Source organism: Salinibacter sp. 10B, from assembly GCF_002954405.1.
In the GTDB taxonomy this organism is placed as follows: Bacteria; Bacteroidota; Rhodothermia; order Rhodothermales; family Salinibacteraceae; genus Salinibacter.
The window spans coordinates 1,101,210-1,115,342 of record NZ_MQWC01000004.1 but is presented as its reverse complement, the minus strand read 5'-3'; the positions used below and the strand labels follow the sequence as shown (position 1 = coordinate 1,115,342).

The window sequence follows — 14,133 nt, the reverse complement described above, 5'->3', positions numbered from 1 at the left end:
ACTCTGTTATGCACCGTCCCACCCTTTACATCGGTCTTTTCGTGATCCTCGGGATGTGTCTTGTTCCACCGTTTGAAACCGGAGTCGTCGACCGCGTTGGGGATGTGTTGAAGGGGGACAATGTGAGCGCAGTGGAGTACCACCCGATCTGGACGAGGCCCGAGCTGGAGGAAAACGGGTTCATGTCCGCCATTCAGGAGTGGAAAATTGATGGGTCTCGGCTTCTCCTTCAGATCCTGGTTGTCTCGGTATTGACGATAGCAGTTGCCTACCTCCGAGACGGAAAGTAATACGGGGACTACCGGAATAGCCAGTGGCTTCCTCCACTAGCCCCACTCGTATGAATACCAGAGCCCGAAGTATCGGTGTGAGCTAATCGGGTCGGAATAGGTCGAAAGACCGTCACGAAATGCCACACGGGATGGTCGTCAGCCCTAGCTCATTTCATGCTTTTCCGGGGCTATACGTCGAGTTTGCTAACCTCAGACGTGGGGGAATGAACCGGTAAGAGAGAAAGGAAGAGAGAACACGTTTCGTCCACGTGAAGGGACGAAGAGCTGGTAAGGGCTTTCCCCACGGGGGGGTTCTCTGATTCCCGGGACGCGTGCGCAGACGCAACCGTACGCCGGAGAGGGGCGTCACGTTGTATTCTATTTCCGACACGCACAAGACGACACCTGACGCCCCCTTTGCCTTTTTTGTTTTGCTTGAGTCCCGATTACGCCTTCCGTGCCCCTTGTCCCCCCGAGCCCCATGACGCCATACAAAACAGAACGTGCTAATCATCGACGGGCGTACTATGTTCATCTCGAAATTGGGTTGGTTCTCGCGCTCGTCATTGTAGTTCTTGCCTTCCAACTGCGGTGGTCTACCCAGGAGAAGTTTCAGGTGACCCTTGAACAGCAGGAAGTGGTGCACTTAGAGGAAGTCACACAAACGGAGCAGAAGGCCGAAGCTCCCCTCCCCCCATCGCCAGCTCCCCCCGTCGCGGTTCCCGACAATCAGGTTTTGGAGCAGGAAGAGCTGGACTTCGATGCATCGCTCAATTTGGATCGGGCCTTGGAGGTGAGCAAAGAGCCGCCTCCACCCCCAAAGAAGGACCCGGACACGGCACCGAAACAGGAGGAAGCCGAGGTCTTTGTCGCGGTAGAGTCACAGCCGGACTGTGGAGGACTTTCGTCGCTCCAAGAAAATATTGACTACCCCGATATGGCCCGACAGGCGGGCATTCAGGGAACGGTGTACGTCCAGTTTATCGTGAGCGAGACGGGGACGGTAACCGAGCGCACCGTTTTGCGGAGCACACACCCGATTCTGGAGGAAGCTGCTCTTACGGCAGTGCGGGAGCTTACCTGTACACCAGGCCGTCAGCGCGGCACGCCCGTAAAGGTGCTCATGACCTTACCGGTCGAGTTTCGACTTTCGCAGCAGTAGCGTGAACGACGAGCGCTCCCGGCAGCTAGAGTGGGATCGAGCGAATGTTACTGCATGAGATCTACGAAGTCGCAGGTCGTAGACACTCCGCCACGCAGCTTCGAAATCCTTCTCGTAGCGCCGTTGGATACCAACGGGGCTACAGAAGCAGCTCCTGGACTTGAATCAAGGGAACGCGGAGCTGGTCTAAAGCTTCTGCGAGCCCCTCTGTGGTGCATACGCCTGTGTGTGGGGCCCCTCGTTACCGGGATGCGACCTGCGCATCCATCCAATCGATGATCACGTCGAGGGCTTTCGGATCGAACGTTTCCTCAATCCGGCCATACTCGGACGGGGCGCCCGTCTCTGCCGGTTGGAAAAGGTGGTTGAGGCCGTCGAGGGTGCGGACCGTCACGCTGGCGTTCCGAGAGGCATTGAGGGCTTCAGCAATGGCCGTCTGATTTGTGTCTGGGGCTACCTGTTGGTCCTTTGCCCCGGCCAGCGCCAGCACCGGCACGTCGATCTTACGGAGGGGGGCGCGCGGGTCGTGTGAGATGAAGAATCGGAGCCAGGGATCCATGAGGCGCTGGACCTCACGCTGGATCGTTTGCTCGCCGCTGATGCCGCGAGACTGGATCATGACCTTTCGCAGTTGACTTGCGATGGAGGCCGAGTCGGCGTCCTGCTTCAAGATCTCGAAGATGCGCTGCTGAGTGCCGCGCTGAAGCGCTCGGATGCGACGGGTGGCACCCTGGCGGCGGATCCGGCGGTCCAGTTGGTCGGCCAGAATGACGTCGCCGGGCAGGCCAGGTGTTGCGAGCAGGACGAGGAAGGAGACGAGGTCGGTCTTCGCGGCCACCATCGGGGCGATGAGGCCGCCCTCGCTGTGGCCGATAATTCCAATCTGGTTGGACGCCACCTCCGTGCGTTGCGTAAGGGCCTCCACGGCGGCCGTAACGTCTTCGGCGAGATCGGCGCTTGTAGCTCCTGCTTGTGTGCCGCCGGACTGGCCGACGCCGCGCTCGTCGAAGCGCAGGACCGCGTATCCCTGCCGGGTAAGAGCATCGGCGAGGACGAGGAAGGGCTTGTGCCCCATGATGGTGGCGTTACGGTCGCTGGGGCCGGAGCCCGCCACGAGGACGACACCTGGAACGGGGGCTGTTGTGTCGGGGAGCGTGAGGGTGCCGCGCAGCGTGGCTCCTGCTGCCTCGCTACGAAAAGAGACGGTCTCGCTCTTGTATGGGAGAGGCATGCTGGGCTCCTGGGGGCGGCGTACGGTTGGGGCATCTTCGGTCCGTTTCAGAGAGAGCGGAAGACGCTGGCCCCCTTGAATCCACACGCCCTCCAGCACATCTGTGCTATCGCGGTACACCCCAGCGTACGCTCCGGCGATGGAGGGCACGCGAAGCCGTAGCGTATCTTTCGTTGCGAGGACGGCCCCGAGGGGAATGTCCGTCGCGCCCTGATCGGGGCTATCCATGCTGCCCACGAGTCTGCCCTCGGCGTCGGTTTGAAGGCGAAAGACGACACGCATGTTGGTATTTCCGACGGTAAGTGTTCCCACCCAGTCTCCCACAAACTCCGTAGAATCGGGCGCCGACGGGGAGTGGGCCTGTACGGCGGCGGAGCGGGAGGGATCGAAGGCGAGGCTCACGCCTCCAATGAGCAGGGCGAGCAGCAACAGGCGACGGCACCGGGGAAAAACGCAGGGAGCAAAAGCCACAGGCAACAGTGAGGGGAGTTGTGAGGACGAGGAGCGAAGGGACGGACGGAAAGTGCCCTACGGCAACATCATACGTCGCAGCTGGGAGTGGGGGTTTCCAGGATCCCACATTATCCCTCTAGAATCGTTGAGGGGCTGGTGCGATGGATTGGGGCGTGGTCAGGCGCTTTATGCCTTGCCTGTGTGCAGAAATCCGCAAAGGAGGGGGGCGACTCGAAGGCGGCGAGATGGGCAGAACAGCTACAATCGGACGCCCCGAAGTTTGCCATGGGAATGGGCATGAGTGAGGAGGTGTGCAGGAGGGAGGCCCATTGGCACTCGCGTCGCGTCTCATCGTGCGTGTACCAGATGGCCACCAGCGTGGTCACGGACCTGAGGTAGTCGATGTGCCAGTGGAGGGCGCCGTCGCCGCGGGCGTGCCGTGCAGTGCGCGCTCGAAGTCCCCCCGGACCGAAGGCGCTCCCGACGTATACGTACGAACCGGGCGATACCTGCAGGTCTCCCAGGGCCCCTACGGTAATTGTACGTGCGGTAGAGGCGCGTAGGAGGAGAGCATACGTGCCGGGGACGTTCTGCATAGGGGGCGAGACGGTGGGCAGACTACTCTTCGGGGGGAGTCACGTACTCCATGGCGGCGGTCGTCAACACGGTTCCCCGGGTCCCGCTCATGTCTACGTCGAACGGCTGGTCGGTTCCGTCGACATGTACGCCCGGCAGGCCGCGTCGGGCATTCGTAGAGTCGGTTCCGTGGTTCATTTTGAGCAGCATGGCGGCCGTAGCTACATCCGAGGCCTCTGAGGCGTCCACGAGATCCATAAACCGCCGTTGTCCGTCGCGCCACGCCTCAAGTGCAGAGGCGACGGCCTGAAGGTGTTCTTCGTCGTCGCCTTCGGCCGCGGCGGCGTCAAGGGCCGTTTCCAGCTCCGCGCGCGCCTCGTCGCACGCCTCCACGGCAGCGGTCAATTCTGCAGCAGTATCGTCAGTCACGATTGTAAAGTAGAGGGGTGGTGGAAAAGAAACGGACATCTCTCCTACGGCCGCGTGCCCGCAGGAGGTTTCTCGGGAGCGCCGCCATGTCGGCCCACCGACCGAGATTCTTGGATTCTCGGAACGCCGTCTGCTACATTTGTCTGTGTGCCGTCTTTCTTTCCTTGGTTTGTGTGCGAATGATGGGTTGTCCCGTGTGGCAATGTCAGATTGTTTTGGGGACACTACTTCTGCTTCTCATCGGTTGCGGACGTCCTGGCCCGCCGTCTGAGCATGAGCACTGGCGATCGCGTGGAGGCGGTCCATCGTCGATCCGCTACTCGTCTCTGACGCAGATTGATACGGCAACTGTCGACCGGCTCGAACGCGCGTGGACGTATCACACGAAGGATGCGACGGAGCGCTCGCAAATTCAGGCCAATCCCATCGTCGTTGACGGGACGCTGTACGGCACCTCCCCACAGTTGAAGGTGATTGCGCTCGATGCGGCCAGCGGGGAGGAACAGTGGACGTTCGATCCCCTGTCCGACAGCCTGGACGTATCCCTGGGCCTGAATGCGAACCGGGGCGTTACGTACTGGAGGGACGAGGGGGCAGGGCGGATTTTGGTCACGGCCGGTCCCTTTCTCTTCGCACTCAATGCGACGGACGGGTCCCTAATCGAGTCCTTTGGCAACGAGGGGCGGGCGAATCTCAAGCAGGGGCTCGGAGGGTGGGCAGAGGATCTTTATGTGTCGGCTACCTCTCCAGGGGTCATCTACCAGGACCTGCTCATCATCGGCTCACGGGTGTCGGAGGGGGCGGATGCGGCCCCGGGGGACATACGAGCGTTCAATGTGCGAACGGGCACGTTGGAATGGACCTTCCACACAATCCCGCGGCCCGGGGAGTTTGGCCACGACACCTGGGCGGATTCGACAGCCTGGCAGCATACAGGGGGAGCCAACAGCTGGGCGGGGATGTCGGTGGATCGGGAACGGGGCATTGTGTACGTGCCCACCGGCTCGGCGTCGCCTGATTTTTACGGAGGCAATCGGAAGGGAAAGAACCTATTCGCAAATACCCTTCTCGCCCTCGATGCGGCGACAGGGGAGCGCATCTGGCACTATCAGACCGTTCACCACGACCTCTGGGATCGCGACCTGCCCTCGCCGCCCAGTCTGGTGACGGTGCAGCACGAAGGCGAGCAGGTCGATGCGGTGGCGCAGACCACGAAGACGGGATTCGTGTTCGTCTTCAATCGCGAAACGGGAGAGCCCTTGTTTCCCATTGAAGAACGGCCGGTGCCCACCCAGAGCCCGCTTCAAGGGGAGGAGCCGTGGCCCACCCAGCCGGGGCCCACTGCGCCCGAGCCCTTTCTACGACAGCACATGACAACGGCGGACATCAATCCCTACGTGTCGGACAGTGTCCAGGCGGTCCTCCGATCCCAGCTTCAAAGCCTGAATCGCGACCACATGTTTGAGCCCCCGTCGCTGCGGGGCACGCTCATGTTTCCGGGGTTTGACGGGGGGGCTGAGTGGGGAGGGAATGCCTTTAATCCGACGACCGATATTCTCTACGTCAATAGCAATGAGGTTCCCTGGGTCATGACCATGCTTCCGGCGGGAGCCGATGCTGTGGGTGAGGCGGGAGGGGGGGACGAGCCGTTTGCGGTGGGAGAGCAGGCCTACCGAACCCACTGCATGTCGTGCCACGGACCGGACCGCACAGGGGGAGGGGATTTCCCGTCGCTCAAGCACGTGGGACGCCAGTACGAGCCCCAAGCCTTGGTGCATCTCATTCGCAACGGGCGGCGAATGATGCCGGGGTTCGACTACCTGTCAGCAGGGAAGGAAAAAGCCATCGTCAACTTTCTACTTCGGCGAGAGCACTACGCCCTCGATCCAGATACGATTCGGACCTCGGAGGAAGAGTCGTCTGATTCGCCGCCGTACGTAATGGCCGGATACGACAAATTTCGGACGCCGGAGGGCTATCCGGCCGTGAGCCCTCCGTGGGGGACGCTGAACGCCATTAACCTTGCTACTGGCGAGTTCCTCTGGAGAACCCCGCTCGGGACGTATCCAGAGCTGGCGGCGGACGGCATTCCGCCGACGGGCACGGAGAATTACGGAGGACCGGTCGCTACCGCAGGGGGGCTTGTCTTCATCGCCGCAACGCTGGACAAAAAGATTCGTGCCTTCCACCAGCGTACAGGGGAGGTTCTTTGGAGTGCGGAGCTTCCGGCAGCGGGCTTTGCGACGCCCAGCATTTATGAGGCAAACGGGACGCAGTATGTCGTTATCGCGTGCGGTGGGGGGAAGCTCGGTACCGAATCGGGGGACGCGTACGTGGCGTTTGCGCTTCCCTCGGGATCCTAGGCTGAGAGGGGCTCGCACATTTATCACTATAGCACAAGCCGTTCTCAGTGGTCCTCGCGGCGATCGGGGAGGGCCTCCGGAGAAGAAGAGGCGTTGTGGTTGTTCGTTGAGAGCCGGATGGAAACGCAGGTCCCCTCGCCAAGGGCCGTGTCCACGTCGATGCTGCCGTCCATGCGCTCGACGATGCGCCGGACGATCGTAAGACCGAGCCCGTTGCCCTCATGGGTACGATCATATCCACTGGAGGCCTGGGCAAACTCGTCAAAGAGGCGAGGCACCAGATCGGGGTCCATCCCGATGCCGGTATCCTTTACGTGCAGCGTCACATGATCATCGTTTGATCGGAGCGTGATCGTTACTGATCCGGCCTCCGTAAACTTCACGGCGTTACTCACGAGGTGCGTCAGGATGCGCTCCACGAAGTGGCGGTCCAATTCGGCCGTCACCGGGCCGTCCGGCTCGCGTACCTCGAGCGCAAGGCCCTTACGCTCGGCGTGATTTCGGAACGTTTCGAGGGCAGACGTTGCCACGTCGCCCAGATTGAAGAGGGTGGGAGTGGACGACACATGATCGCCCTCCAGCTCGGCATAATCCATCACCGTGTTCAGCGTATGAAGTAGGCGTCGCCCCCCGCCCAGAATGCGATTGGCGAAGTCGTCGGCCAGCTCTGGCTTATCACGGATGACCTCCGAGAAGCTGATGATCGACGTCAGGGGCGTCCGAAACTCGTGGTTCATGTTCGACAGCAAGGCAGACTTGATCCGGTCGGCCTCTTCTGCGGCGTCCTTTGCTTTTTTCAGCTCTTCGCGATCATGGATCCGGTCGGTAACGTCGTCCTGAATGGAGACGTAGTGGGTGACTGTGCCGCTGTCGTCGCGGACGGGGGCAATGAAGAGATCATTCCAGAACGGCTCTCCATCTTTTCGGTAGTTTCGAACGACCTCTCGAATTGGCTCGTCCGCTTCCAGGGCGGCACGGATTCGGTCCAAGACCTCTCGGCTCGTCTCCGGGCCCTGGAGCAGCCGTGGGCTCTGGCCCATCACCTCCTCGGTATCGTAGCCGGTAATCTCCGTGAATGCTGGGTTGACGTACACCAACTGCGGCCCGGGTTCATCCAGCGGCTCTGCTTCGGTGATCAGAACCGGCAGACGGCTGTGTTCGATCGCTGCTTCCAGAAGACGGAGCTGCCGCTGTCGTTCCTTCCGACGGGTGATGTCTGTATAGATGGCGTAGGTCTCGGATCCCCCGTTTCCCTGCTCGCGGGAGGTCAGGCGGACCTCGAAATCGCGCAGGCCGCTTGTCGTCCGTCGTTGCACCTCCGCCTGTACCGATCGTTGGTCGAGGGCCTGTTTTCCTAGATCAGCGGCCTGTGCCTTCTGATCGTCGGGCACGATCAGGGCGTGCAGGTCGTTGCCCGTGACCGCCTCGGCATCGTAGCCGAAGACGGACTCGAACGCTTCGTTTACGGCCCATACGATAAATTCGTCGTCTCGTGAAATCCCATGAACTACCGGGGTCGGAAGATTTTGGAAGAGGGTCGCGAATCGGTCTCGCTCCTCCCGTAGGGCCTGTTCTTTTTCTTTTCGGTCGGTAATATCCTGAATCGCCCCGATAAGGCGGGTCGTTGTGCCCGCTTCCGAGAGGGCCTTTCCGAGTGTGCGTACCCATCGCATCTCTCCGTCGGCAGTCTGAATCCGCAGCTCCAGGTCGTATTTCCCCCCCTCCTCGAGGAGGTGCTCCACGTGCGATTGAATAACCGAACGGTCTTCCGGATGATAAAACGAAAATGCCTCGGACACGTCGACCTCTTCGTTCGGGGACAGCCCGTGGATACGGTAGGTCTCCGTCGTCCAGAGCAGCGTGTCTTCCTCAACATCGTATTCCCAGCCGCCCACCTGGGCTGTTCGTTCCGTCTGTTCGAGGAGCGTTCGGCTGCGGCGAAGCTCGGCCTGGGCCTGCTCGCGTTCAAGGGCCACGCTCGCGATGAAGGCCAACCGTTCGACGAGTGTCCGCTCTTCGGACGAGGGACGATGGGGCTCGTGAGCATAGAGAGCAAAGGTGCCAAGCACGTGCCCCTCAGTATCCCGAATGGGATGAGACCAGCAGGAGCGGAGGCCGGCACGCTCGGCTGAAGGGCGAAAATCCCTCCAGCGCTCATCCGTCTGAATGTCTTCGGTGACGATTACGCGGTTTTTGAGCGCGGCTGTGCCACAACTGCCCACGTGCGTCCCAATTTCGGTACCGTCGATCTCCTGCACAAAGGCCTCTGGCAAACTGGGAGCGACCTGATGTTGAAGCCGATTGCCGTCGAGCCCCAAAATTGATACGAACATGTCCGGAAGCTCCTGCTCGGCAAAGCGGGCCACGTGGTCGAGGACTGCGTGCAGCGATTCGCCTTCTGCCATGCGTTGAAAGAGGGCGGACTGGGTTTTCTGAAGCCGTTCCGCGCGCCGTTGGGCCGTCACGTCCCAAATGCGGCAGCGCACAATGGTCTCCTGGTCCACCCTCACAGGGGTTGCCGAGAGTTGGCCCCAAAACCGTTCGCCGTCTGCGTTGGTAAGCTCTGTGATGACTTCGTAATCGGCGCCCGTTTGCAGACGGGACATCATCTGACGGTACACGTCCTGGCGATCGGACGGGTACAGGTCAGAGAGGTGCAGGTCGTCCGGGGCGCTTGGGTCCCATCCGAATAGGGCGGCGGCCTGGGGGTTCGCGTCCGTAATTTGGCCGTCGAGGGCATAGACAAGGATGGCATCGCCGGCCCCTTCAAACAAGCTTTTGTACTTTTGCTGGCTCCGACGGAGGGCGGCCTCCGTCTCCTTGCGCTGGACATTTTCCCGGCGAAGCTCCAACTCATCAATCACCATGGAGGCCAGGTCCGACAGGCGCTCCACCACTGCGTCCGACGGGGTGCGGGGGTGGAAGTCGAGGACACAAAGCGTTCCGAGGGGATGCCCGTCCGGCGTGATGAGGGGGGCCCCGGCGTAAAATTCCAGGCCGATATCGGTCACGTACGGGTTATCCGCAAACCGCGGGTCGGCCGTCAGGTCTTCAACAACCATCCGCGATTGGGCTTCAATCGTATGGGCGCAGATGGACACGCCCAGGCCCGATCCCTCTTTGTCCAAGCCCACCGTGGCCTTGAACCATTGCCGGTCACGGTCGATGAAGTTGATCAGGGCAATAGGAGCATCGAAGATGTGGGCGGCAAGCGTCGCAATTCGGTCGAAAGCCGGCTCCGGATCCGTATCGAGAATGTCGTACCGGCGCAGGGCATGTAGACGCTCCTCCTCTTGAACGACCGACAGAATGGAGTTGGACGGGGGCATGCGAAGGGCAGTGCAGACAGAAAAGGCCTGGCGGGAGGGGCGGTGGAGGGCGATCGGTGTCAACAAATCCCCAGAGACGCCTAGGGGTTAATGCCCTCTTCATGTGAGGTGAAAGATGCATAGGTTGGGATCTGTTCCCCCTACCGTTCCCGCGTTACCGAAGAGTTGATATAGCCAAAAAAACGCCCGTCCGCCGCGGAGGCAGACAGGCGAGAGCGTGGATGCGAAACGAAAAAAGAGCAGATCCACCCGGAGAAGCGAGGTTCGAGCAGCGCGTGCCGGACCCTCTCTACTCTAGTTCGAGCTTCTTGTCGATCTGGTCGATCATGCGGCGAGCGAGGCCCAAGTTGCCTCGGTTTCGGTCAATCACGACGTAGATAAAGATGTCGTCGTGTCGTTCGCACATCCGGATCAGATGATACTGGGCCTCCAGCGAAATCAAGAGGTCCTGGATGCGATCGTTGACCCCGAGGTCTTCAAGAATGTTCTTCTTTGACCGAACGACTTCTGTGTTGCCCGCACCGGCCAGCTCCATATCCAGGTCTCGCCCTCCGCCTGTGCCGAGGGTCATGCCGGATTCGTAGTCCACGATGGCGGCGCCGATGGCTCCATCGATGTCCAGGAGTCGATCGATTGCGTCATTAATACTGAGTATATCGGCGTTCGAGCCGGTGCTAGAAGATTGGGATCTGGATTGACGAGGTTGAGCCATGGCGAGTCGGTAAGGATTGCACGTAGGGAACCGAGTTGTGGGATTGCCGTCCGTTTCCGCTAAGATCGGCCTCACAAGTTGTGCGGAGGACCGCTCGTCCAGGTGGACCGTCTCCACGCGTTCTAGACAGGCCCTCGGGTCACAAAAAATGCACCGGAAGAGAGGGGCGGCACCTCAGTCGATAGGGCGGCCACATCGGGGAGGAGGGGGCGAACAAGGAGCGGCAAAACGTAATGGCGGGGGCAATATGTATCGGTCTCCCCTGTGAAGGAGAGCGGAGGGACGGAAGACGAAGGACAGTACCCGGGACAAAGTCACCAGGGGCTGACGGAGGGAAAGGACACGTCCGAAGCCTCCGTAGAAGGAAAGACACTTCCAGTCGGTTCAGGCCTGTGAGGGTTCCACGGCCGACGAGTCGGGGTGGTCAGGAGAAAGGACCGCTAGACCCATGCCCTGATAGAGGAGGGCGAGGCCGCCGGTCATGATGTAGAAGACGAACTGGGCGGCGTGGGCAAGCACCGCGTAGGTGAACGCCGAGGCTTCCGGCACGCCGTAGAGATGGACGAGGGCCACTGTCGTGATGTAGTGGTAGGAGCCGATGCCGCCGGGGGTTGGCACGAGCAGCCCGAGTGCGCCGATCGCCATGAGACACCACGCGTCCACGAGCCCAATGCCGTACGGGGCCGCAAGGTCAAGCATGCGGAAGGGAATGTAGGCCATCAGCAGATATCCTGTCCACATGCCGACGGTGGATACGAGAATGGCGCCGCGTCGGGAGGAGGTGATCAGGGTCCACATGCCTCCTTTGAACGAAAGGAGGGCCGGTTTTACGCGATTTGCCCAGAACTGGGCAAGGGCCGAGTGTTCGTCGGAGAGGCTGTATTGCAGGAGGACAGCAAGGCCGCCGACAAGGAGGAGGCTACCGGCCGCCCCCCCGACAATCCATCCGAGGGGCAGAGACGAAAGCGTCGTCCAGGCCGGTCCCAGAAACTGTTCCCGCAGCACCGACAGGCGGTCGAAGAGGAGAGCAATGGCACTCAGGAGAGCGGCGCCCAGCACCGCCGTGTCGAAAATGCGCTCCGACACCACCGTGCCAAAGAGGCTGCTAAATCGATAGTCGGACCGGGCTGCCATATTGGCGGTGCGAGCCACCTCTCCCATGCGGGGGGCCACGTAATTCACCATGTATCCGATCATGATGGAGGAGAAGGAGGCCTCCAGCGTGTTCGACGTGGTGGGGTCGCCTCCGTCGAGTGCGGTCAGGTCGGGGGTAGTGGGGAGGGCATCAATCAGAACTTGCCATCGCCAGGCCCGAAAGAGGTTGCTGCCCAACACAAGAAGGACGAGAGGGACGAGCCATCGCCAGTCGGCTTGCCGGAAGGCGGTCCACATCTCCTCGACATCCATGCCGTAGAGGGCGAGCGCCAAGAGTCCGCCGGCGAGAACAAAACTACCGAGTTGGAGGAGGCGGCGACGGAGAGAAGACGTCACGGCGAGGGGCGTCAGTCAGCAGCTTAAAATGAACGTTCTGGTTCGCAAAACGCGTCAACGCACGATCCGTGCGCGTCGGGACGGCGAGCGACCGGCTTTATGGAGCAAATTCATGCATCGGGCCCGGCAGGCTGCTGTCCGCGGCGGAGATCGATTACCTCCACGTTTGGGGGAGGAGAGAAGGAGAACGGATTGTTTTCCCGGAGAACATCGGGGTTCAGAGAAATATCCGTCAGGCGCAGGTCGAGCGTTGAGCCGTTCCGATCCGTTGCACGCATTCGCGTAACGAGCCGGTCGGACTGCCGCACCCAAAGCGTTGCTTCCCGAAAGCGGGAGGAGGAGCGGGTTGCCTCCAGGTGAAGGGTCCAGTGGGAGGTTCCAAGTCGAGAGGTAGTCGACGAGGACTGTACTGCGTACTGGTCGGCCGATGCTGTGAGAAAGGTTTCAGGCGTAACCGTCGATTCGCCCCGGTCGGCGTCGTTCAGGACCACCTGGCTGTCGGTCGGGGTGTAGATCCAGGTCGTCGTGCCGTTCGTTGTGACGATCTGGTCAGGCGTTTCCACGCGGTACTTGTTGCCCGAGAGCAACACCGATCCTTTGACTTGGGTCGTGTCGCCGGCAAAGTCGGAACTGATGACCTGTGTGAACGACGCCTGCAGGCCGTCAAGGGCATTGTACGCGTCCTGGACCTCCGCAAGGGTGGGCTGGGCCCGAACGGGCGTTGCGAGGAGGGAGAGTGCACAGAGAATGAAGCAGGCGAGTCGAGCCATCGGGGGGAAGCAGCGGTGGGAAAGAGCAGTATAATGAACGAACGCGGTCGCCAATTATGCTTTGGAGAAGACGAAGCTCCGAACAATTTCCACGTCAGTCCTGCGGAGGGGGCAGGGAACCGGAGACGCGTCGTTCATGGACCGCTCCATCGGGCCGAAGGGTACTCTCAAAGAGGTGGACGCGGGTGGCCGTAAAGGACGGAAGATCGTTCGCGTCGTGCGTGTCGAGAAAGTGATGGACCGTTTCTGGGGAGAGATCGCCGAGTCGGGCAAGGGTTACATGGGGGCGATATTTTCGCGATTCGGGCTCCAGTCCTTTTGCTTCCAGTGCATTGCTGATCGACCGATAGACGGACAGAAGGGAGGCGCGACGTTCGAGTCCGACGATTAAGACGCTAGGGCTGCGGCGAGAGGGGAGCACATCGAGCCCGTACGGCACACACTTGGCCGCGGGAGCGTCGATGGTTGCGATCGCATTCTCGTATTCTGCAGCCTGATCGGATTCCGTTTCTCCAATGAACCGGAGGGTCACGTGGAACTGGCTGGGCGAGGTCCACCGGGCGTCCAGGGCGTCTGGATCCTGCAGAGCAGCGTATTGGGCGCGGACGTCGTCGGGAAGGTCGAGGGCGGTAAACAGTCGCACGGAACGGATCGGGGTTCGTGAAATATCCAGCGGAGACGAAACTGGGACGGAGGACGAAGGTTCGGCCCGCGGGGAAGGCATGAATATGCGATGGGGGAGGGACTGGGGCCGGTCCCGATGCGCCTCCGATGCGGGAGCCGGCCGGCGGGAGATTCTTTTCTCCGGCCGAACGGATCGCGCTCTGAAATTCGCCGACATACTATCCGTAATGAGCCTAGAGCATGCGACTGCGGAAGATTGTTTCGGGGGGACAGACCGGGGTGGACCGGGCGGCGCTGGACGCGGCACTCGACTATGACATTCCGGTTGGGGGATGGTGTCCCCGAGGCCGGCGTGCTGAAGATGGGCCCATTCCGGAGACGTATCCACTCACGGAGACGCCGTCGGAGGCCTACGAGCAGCGGACCGCCTGGAACGTGCGTGACAGCGACGGCACCCTCATCATTACGACGGGCGTTCTGGAGGGCGGCACTGCGCTCACCATGGACGAGGCCCGGCGGCAGGGACGCCCCGTTCTTCACGTGCGCACGACCGACCCGGTCCCTGTCGAAATGATTCAGGCGTGGGGGGAAGATCACGATCTCCGTGTGCTCAACGTTGCCGGCCCGCGGGAAAGTGAGGTGAAGGAGATCTACGACGAAGCGAAGGTGCTCTTAGGGGCGCTCTTTGCACGGCTGGGGGCCAGGACCTAGGGGACGTTGG

Annotated in this window: 12 protein-coding genes; 4 read left to right on the top strand and 8 right to left on the bottom strand. The window is 61.2% G+C overall.

The features are described from left to right. Positions 1–8 precede the first annotated feature (8 nt). Both BSZ35_RS04920 and BSZ35_RS04915 read left to right on the top strand, forming a co-directional pair. On the top strand, positions 9–290 hold the full coding sequence (locus BSZ35_RS04920) for a hypothetical protein (protein ID WP_105011401.1): 282 nt from the start codon (positions 9–11) through the stop codon (positions 288–290). Positions 291–753: 463 nt separating this feature from the next. After that, positions 754–1,434, top strand: coding sequence for an energy transducer TonB (locus BSZ35_RS04915; RefSeq protein WP_105011400.1), 681 nt, complete (start codon positions 754–756; stop codon positions 1,432–1,434). 241 nt (positions 1,435–1,675) lie between these two features. On the opposite strand, the gene BSZ35_RS04910 is transcribed toward BSZ35_RS04915, so the two are convergent. The 3 genes from BSZ35_RS04910 to BSZ35_RS04900 form a co-directional block, all read right to left on the bottom strand. Beyond that, the gene (locus tag BSZ35_RS04910) at positions 1,676–3,136 is read right to left on the bottom strand and encodes an alpha/beta fold hydrolase (protein WP_146110004.1); all 1,461 of its coding nucleotides are present in this window, start codon (positions 3,134–3,136) and stop codon (positions 1,676–1,678) included. 110 nt (positions 3,137–3,246) lie between these two features. After that, positions 3,247–3,714 (bottom strand): GIY-YIG nuclease family protein, encoded by a 468-nt coding sequence (locus tag BSZ35_RS04905; RefSeq protein ID WP_105011398.1) that lies wholly within the window; start codon positions 3,712–3,714, stop codon positions 3,247–3,249. Positions 3,715–3,736: 22 nt separating this feature from the next. Next, positions 3,737–4,123 carry a hypothetical protein gene (locus tag BSZ35_RS04900; protein ID WP_258096079.1) on the bottom strand — a complete coding sequence of 129 codons (387 nt, stop codon included), beginning with the start codon at positions 4,121–4,123 and terminating at the stop codon, positions 3,737–3,739. Positions 4,124–4,338: 215 nt separating this feature from the next. On the opposite strand from BSZ35_RS04900, the gene BSZ35_RS04895 reads away from it, so the two are divergent. Continuing rightward, positions 4,339–6,486 (top strand): pyrroloquinoline quinone-dependent dehydrogenase, encoded by a 2,148-nt coding sequence (locus BSZ35_RS04895; RefSeq protein ID WP_219846587.1) that lies wholly within the window; start codon positions 4,339–4,341, stop codon positions 6,484–6,486. Positions 6,487–6,530: 44 nt separating this feature from the next. On the opposite strand, the gene BSZ35_RS04890 is transcribed toward BSZ35_RS04895, so the two are convergent. The 5 genes from BSZ35_RS04890 to thpR all read right to left on the bottom strand — a co-directional run bounded on the left by BSZ35_RS04890 (position 6,531) and on the right by thpR (position 13,431). Continuing rightward, entirely contained in the window at positions 6,531–9,815 is a 3,285-nt protein-coding gene (locus BSZ35_RS04890; RefSeq protein WP_105011397.1) for a PAS domain S-box protein, read from the bottom strand. Positions 9,816–10,104: 289 nt separating this feature from the next. Beyond that, positions 10,105–10,527, bottom strand: coding sequence for a hypothetical protein (locus BSZ35_RS04885; RefSeq protein WP_219846586.1), 423 nt, complete (start codon positions 10,525–10,527; stop codon positions 10,105–10,107). A 384-nt stretch (positions 10,528–10,911) separates the two neighbouring features. Next, entirely contained in the window at positions 10,912–12,018 is a 1,107-nt protein-coding gene (locus BSZ35_RS04880; RefSeq protein WP_105011396.1) for a lysylphosphatidylglycerol synthase transmembrane domain-containing protein, read from the bottom strand. A gap of 110 nt (positions 12,019–12,128) precedes the next feature. Next, positions 12,129–12,788 (bottom strand): outer membrane lipoprotein carrier protein LolA, encoded by a 660-nt coding sequence (locus tag BSZ35_RS04875; RefSeq protein WP_105011395.1) that lies wholly within the window; start codon positions 12,786–12,788, stop codon positions 12,129–12,131. Between the two features lie 94 nt (positions 12,789–12,882). Next, positions 12,883–13,431, bottom strand: coding sequence for an RNA 2',3'-cyclic phosphodiesterase (gene thpR / locus BSZ35_RS04870; RefSeq protein WP_105011394.1), 549 nt, complete (start codon positions 13,429–13,431; stop codon positions 12,883–12,885). 221 nt (positions 13,432–13,652) lie between these two features. On the opposite strand from thpR, the gene BSZ35_RS04865 reads away from it, so the two are divergent. After that, positions 13,653–14,123 (top strand): putative molybdenum carrier protein, encoded by a 471-nt coding sequence (locus BSZ35_RS04865; RefSeq protein ID WP_105011393.1) that lies wholly within the window; start codon positions 13,653–13,655, stop codon positions 14,121–14,123. Positions 14,124–14,133 lie beyond the last annotated feature (10 nt).

Excerpts from the sequence above, each read along its gene's own strand:
- BSZ35_RS04920 (WP_105011401.1), top strand. The coding sequence starts at position 9 with ATGCACCGTCCCACCCTTTACATCGGTCTTTTCGTGATCCTCGGGATG.
- BSZ35_RS04915 (WP_105011400.1), top strand. The coding sequence starts at position 754 with ATGACGCCATACAAAACAGAACGTGCTAATCATCGACGGGCGTACTAT.
- BSZ35_RS04905 (WP_105011398.1), bottom strand. The coding sequence starts at position 3,714 with ATGCAGAACGTCCCCGGCACGTATGCTCTCCTCCTACGCGCCTCTACC.
- BSZ35_RS04890 (WP_105011397.1), bottom strand. The coding sequence starts at position 9,815 with ATGCCCCCGTCCAACTCCATTCTGTCGGTCGTTCAAGAGGAGGAGCGT.
- BSZ35_RS04885 (WP_219846586.1), bottom strand. The coding sequence starts at position 10,527 with ATGGCTCAACCTCGTCAATCCAGATCCCAATCTTCTAGCACCGGCTCG.
- BSZ35_RS04875 (WP_105011395.1), bottom strand. The coding sequence starts at position 12,788 with ATGGCTCGACTCGCCTGCTTCATTCTCTGTGCACTCTCCCTCCTCGCA.
- BSZ35_RS04865 (WP_105011393.1), top strand. The coding sequence starts at position 13,653 with ATGCGACTGCGGAAGATTGTTTCGGGGGGACAGACCGGGGTGGACCGG.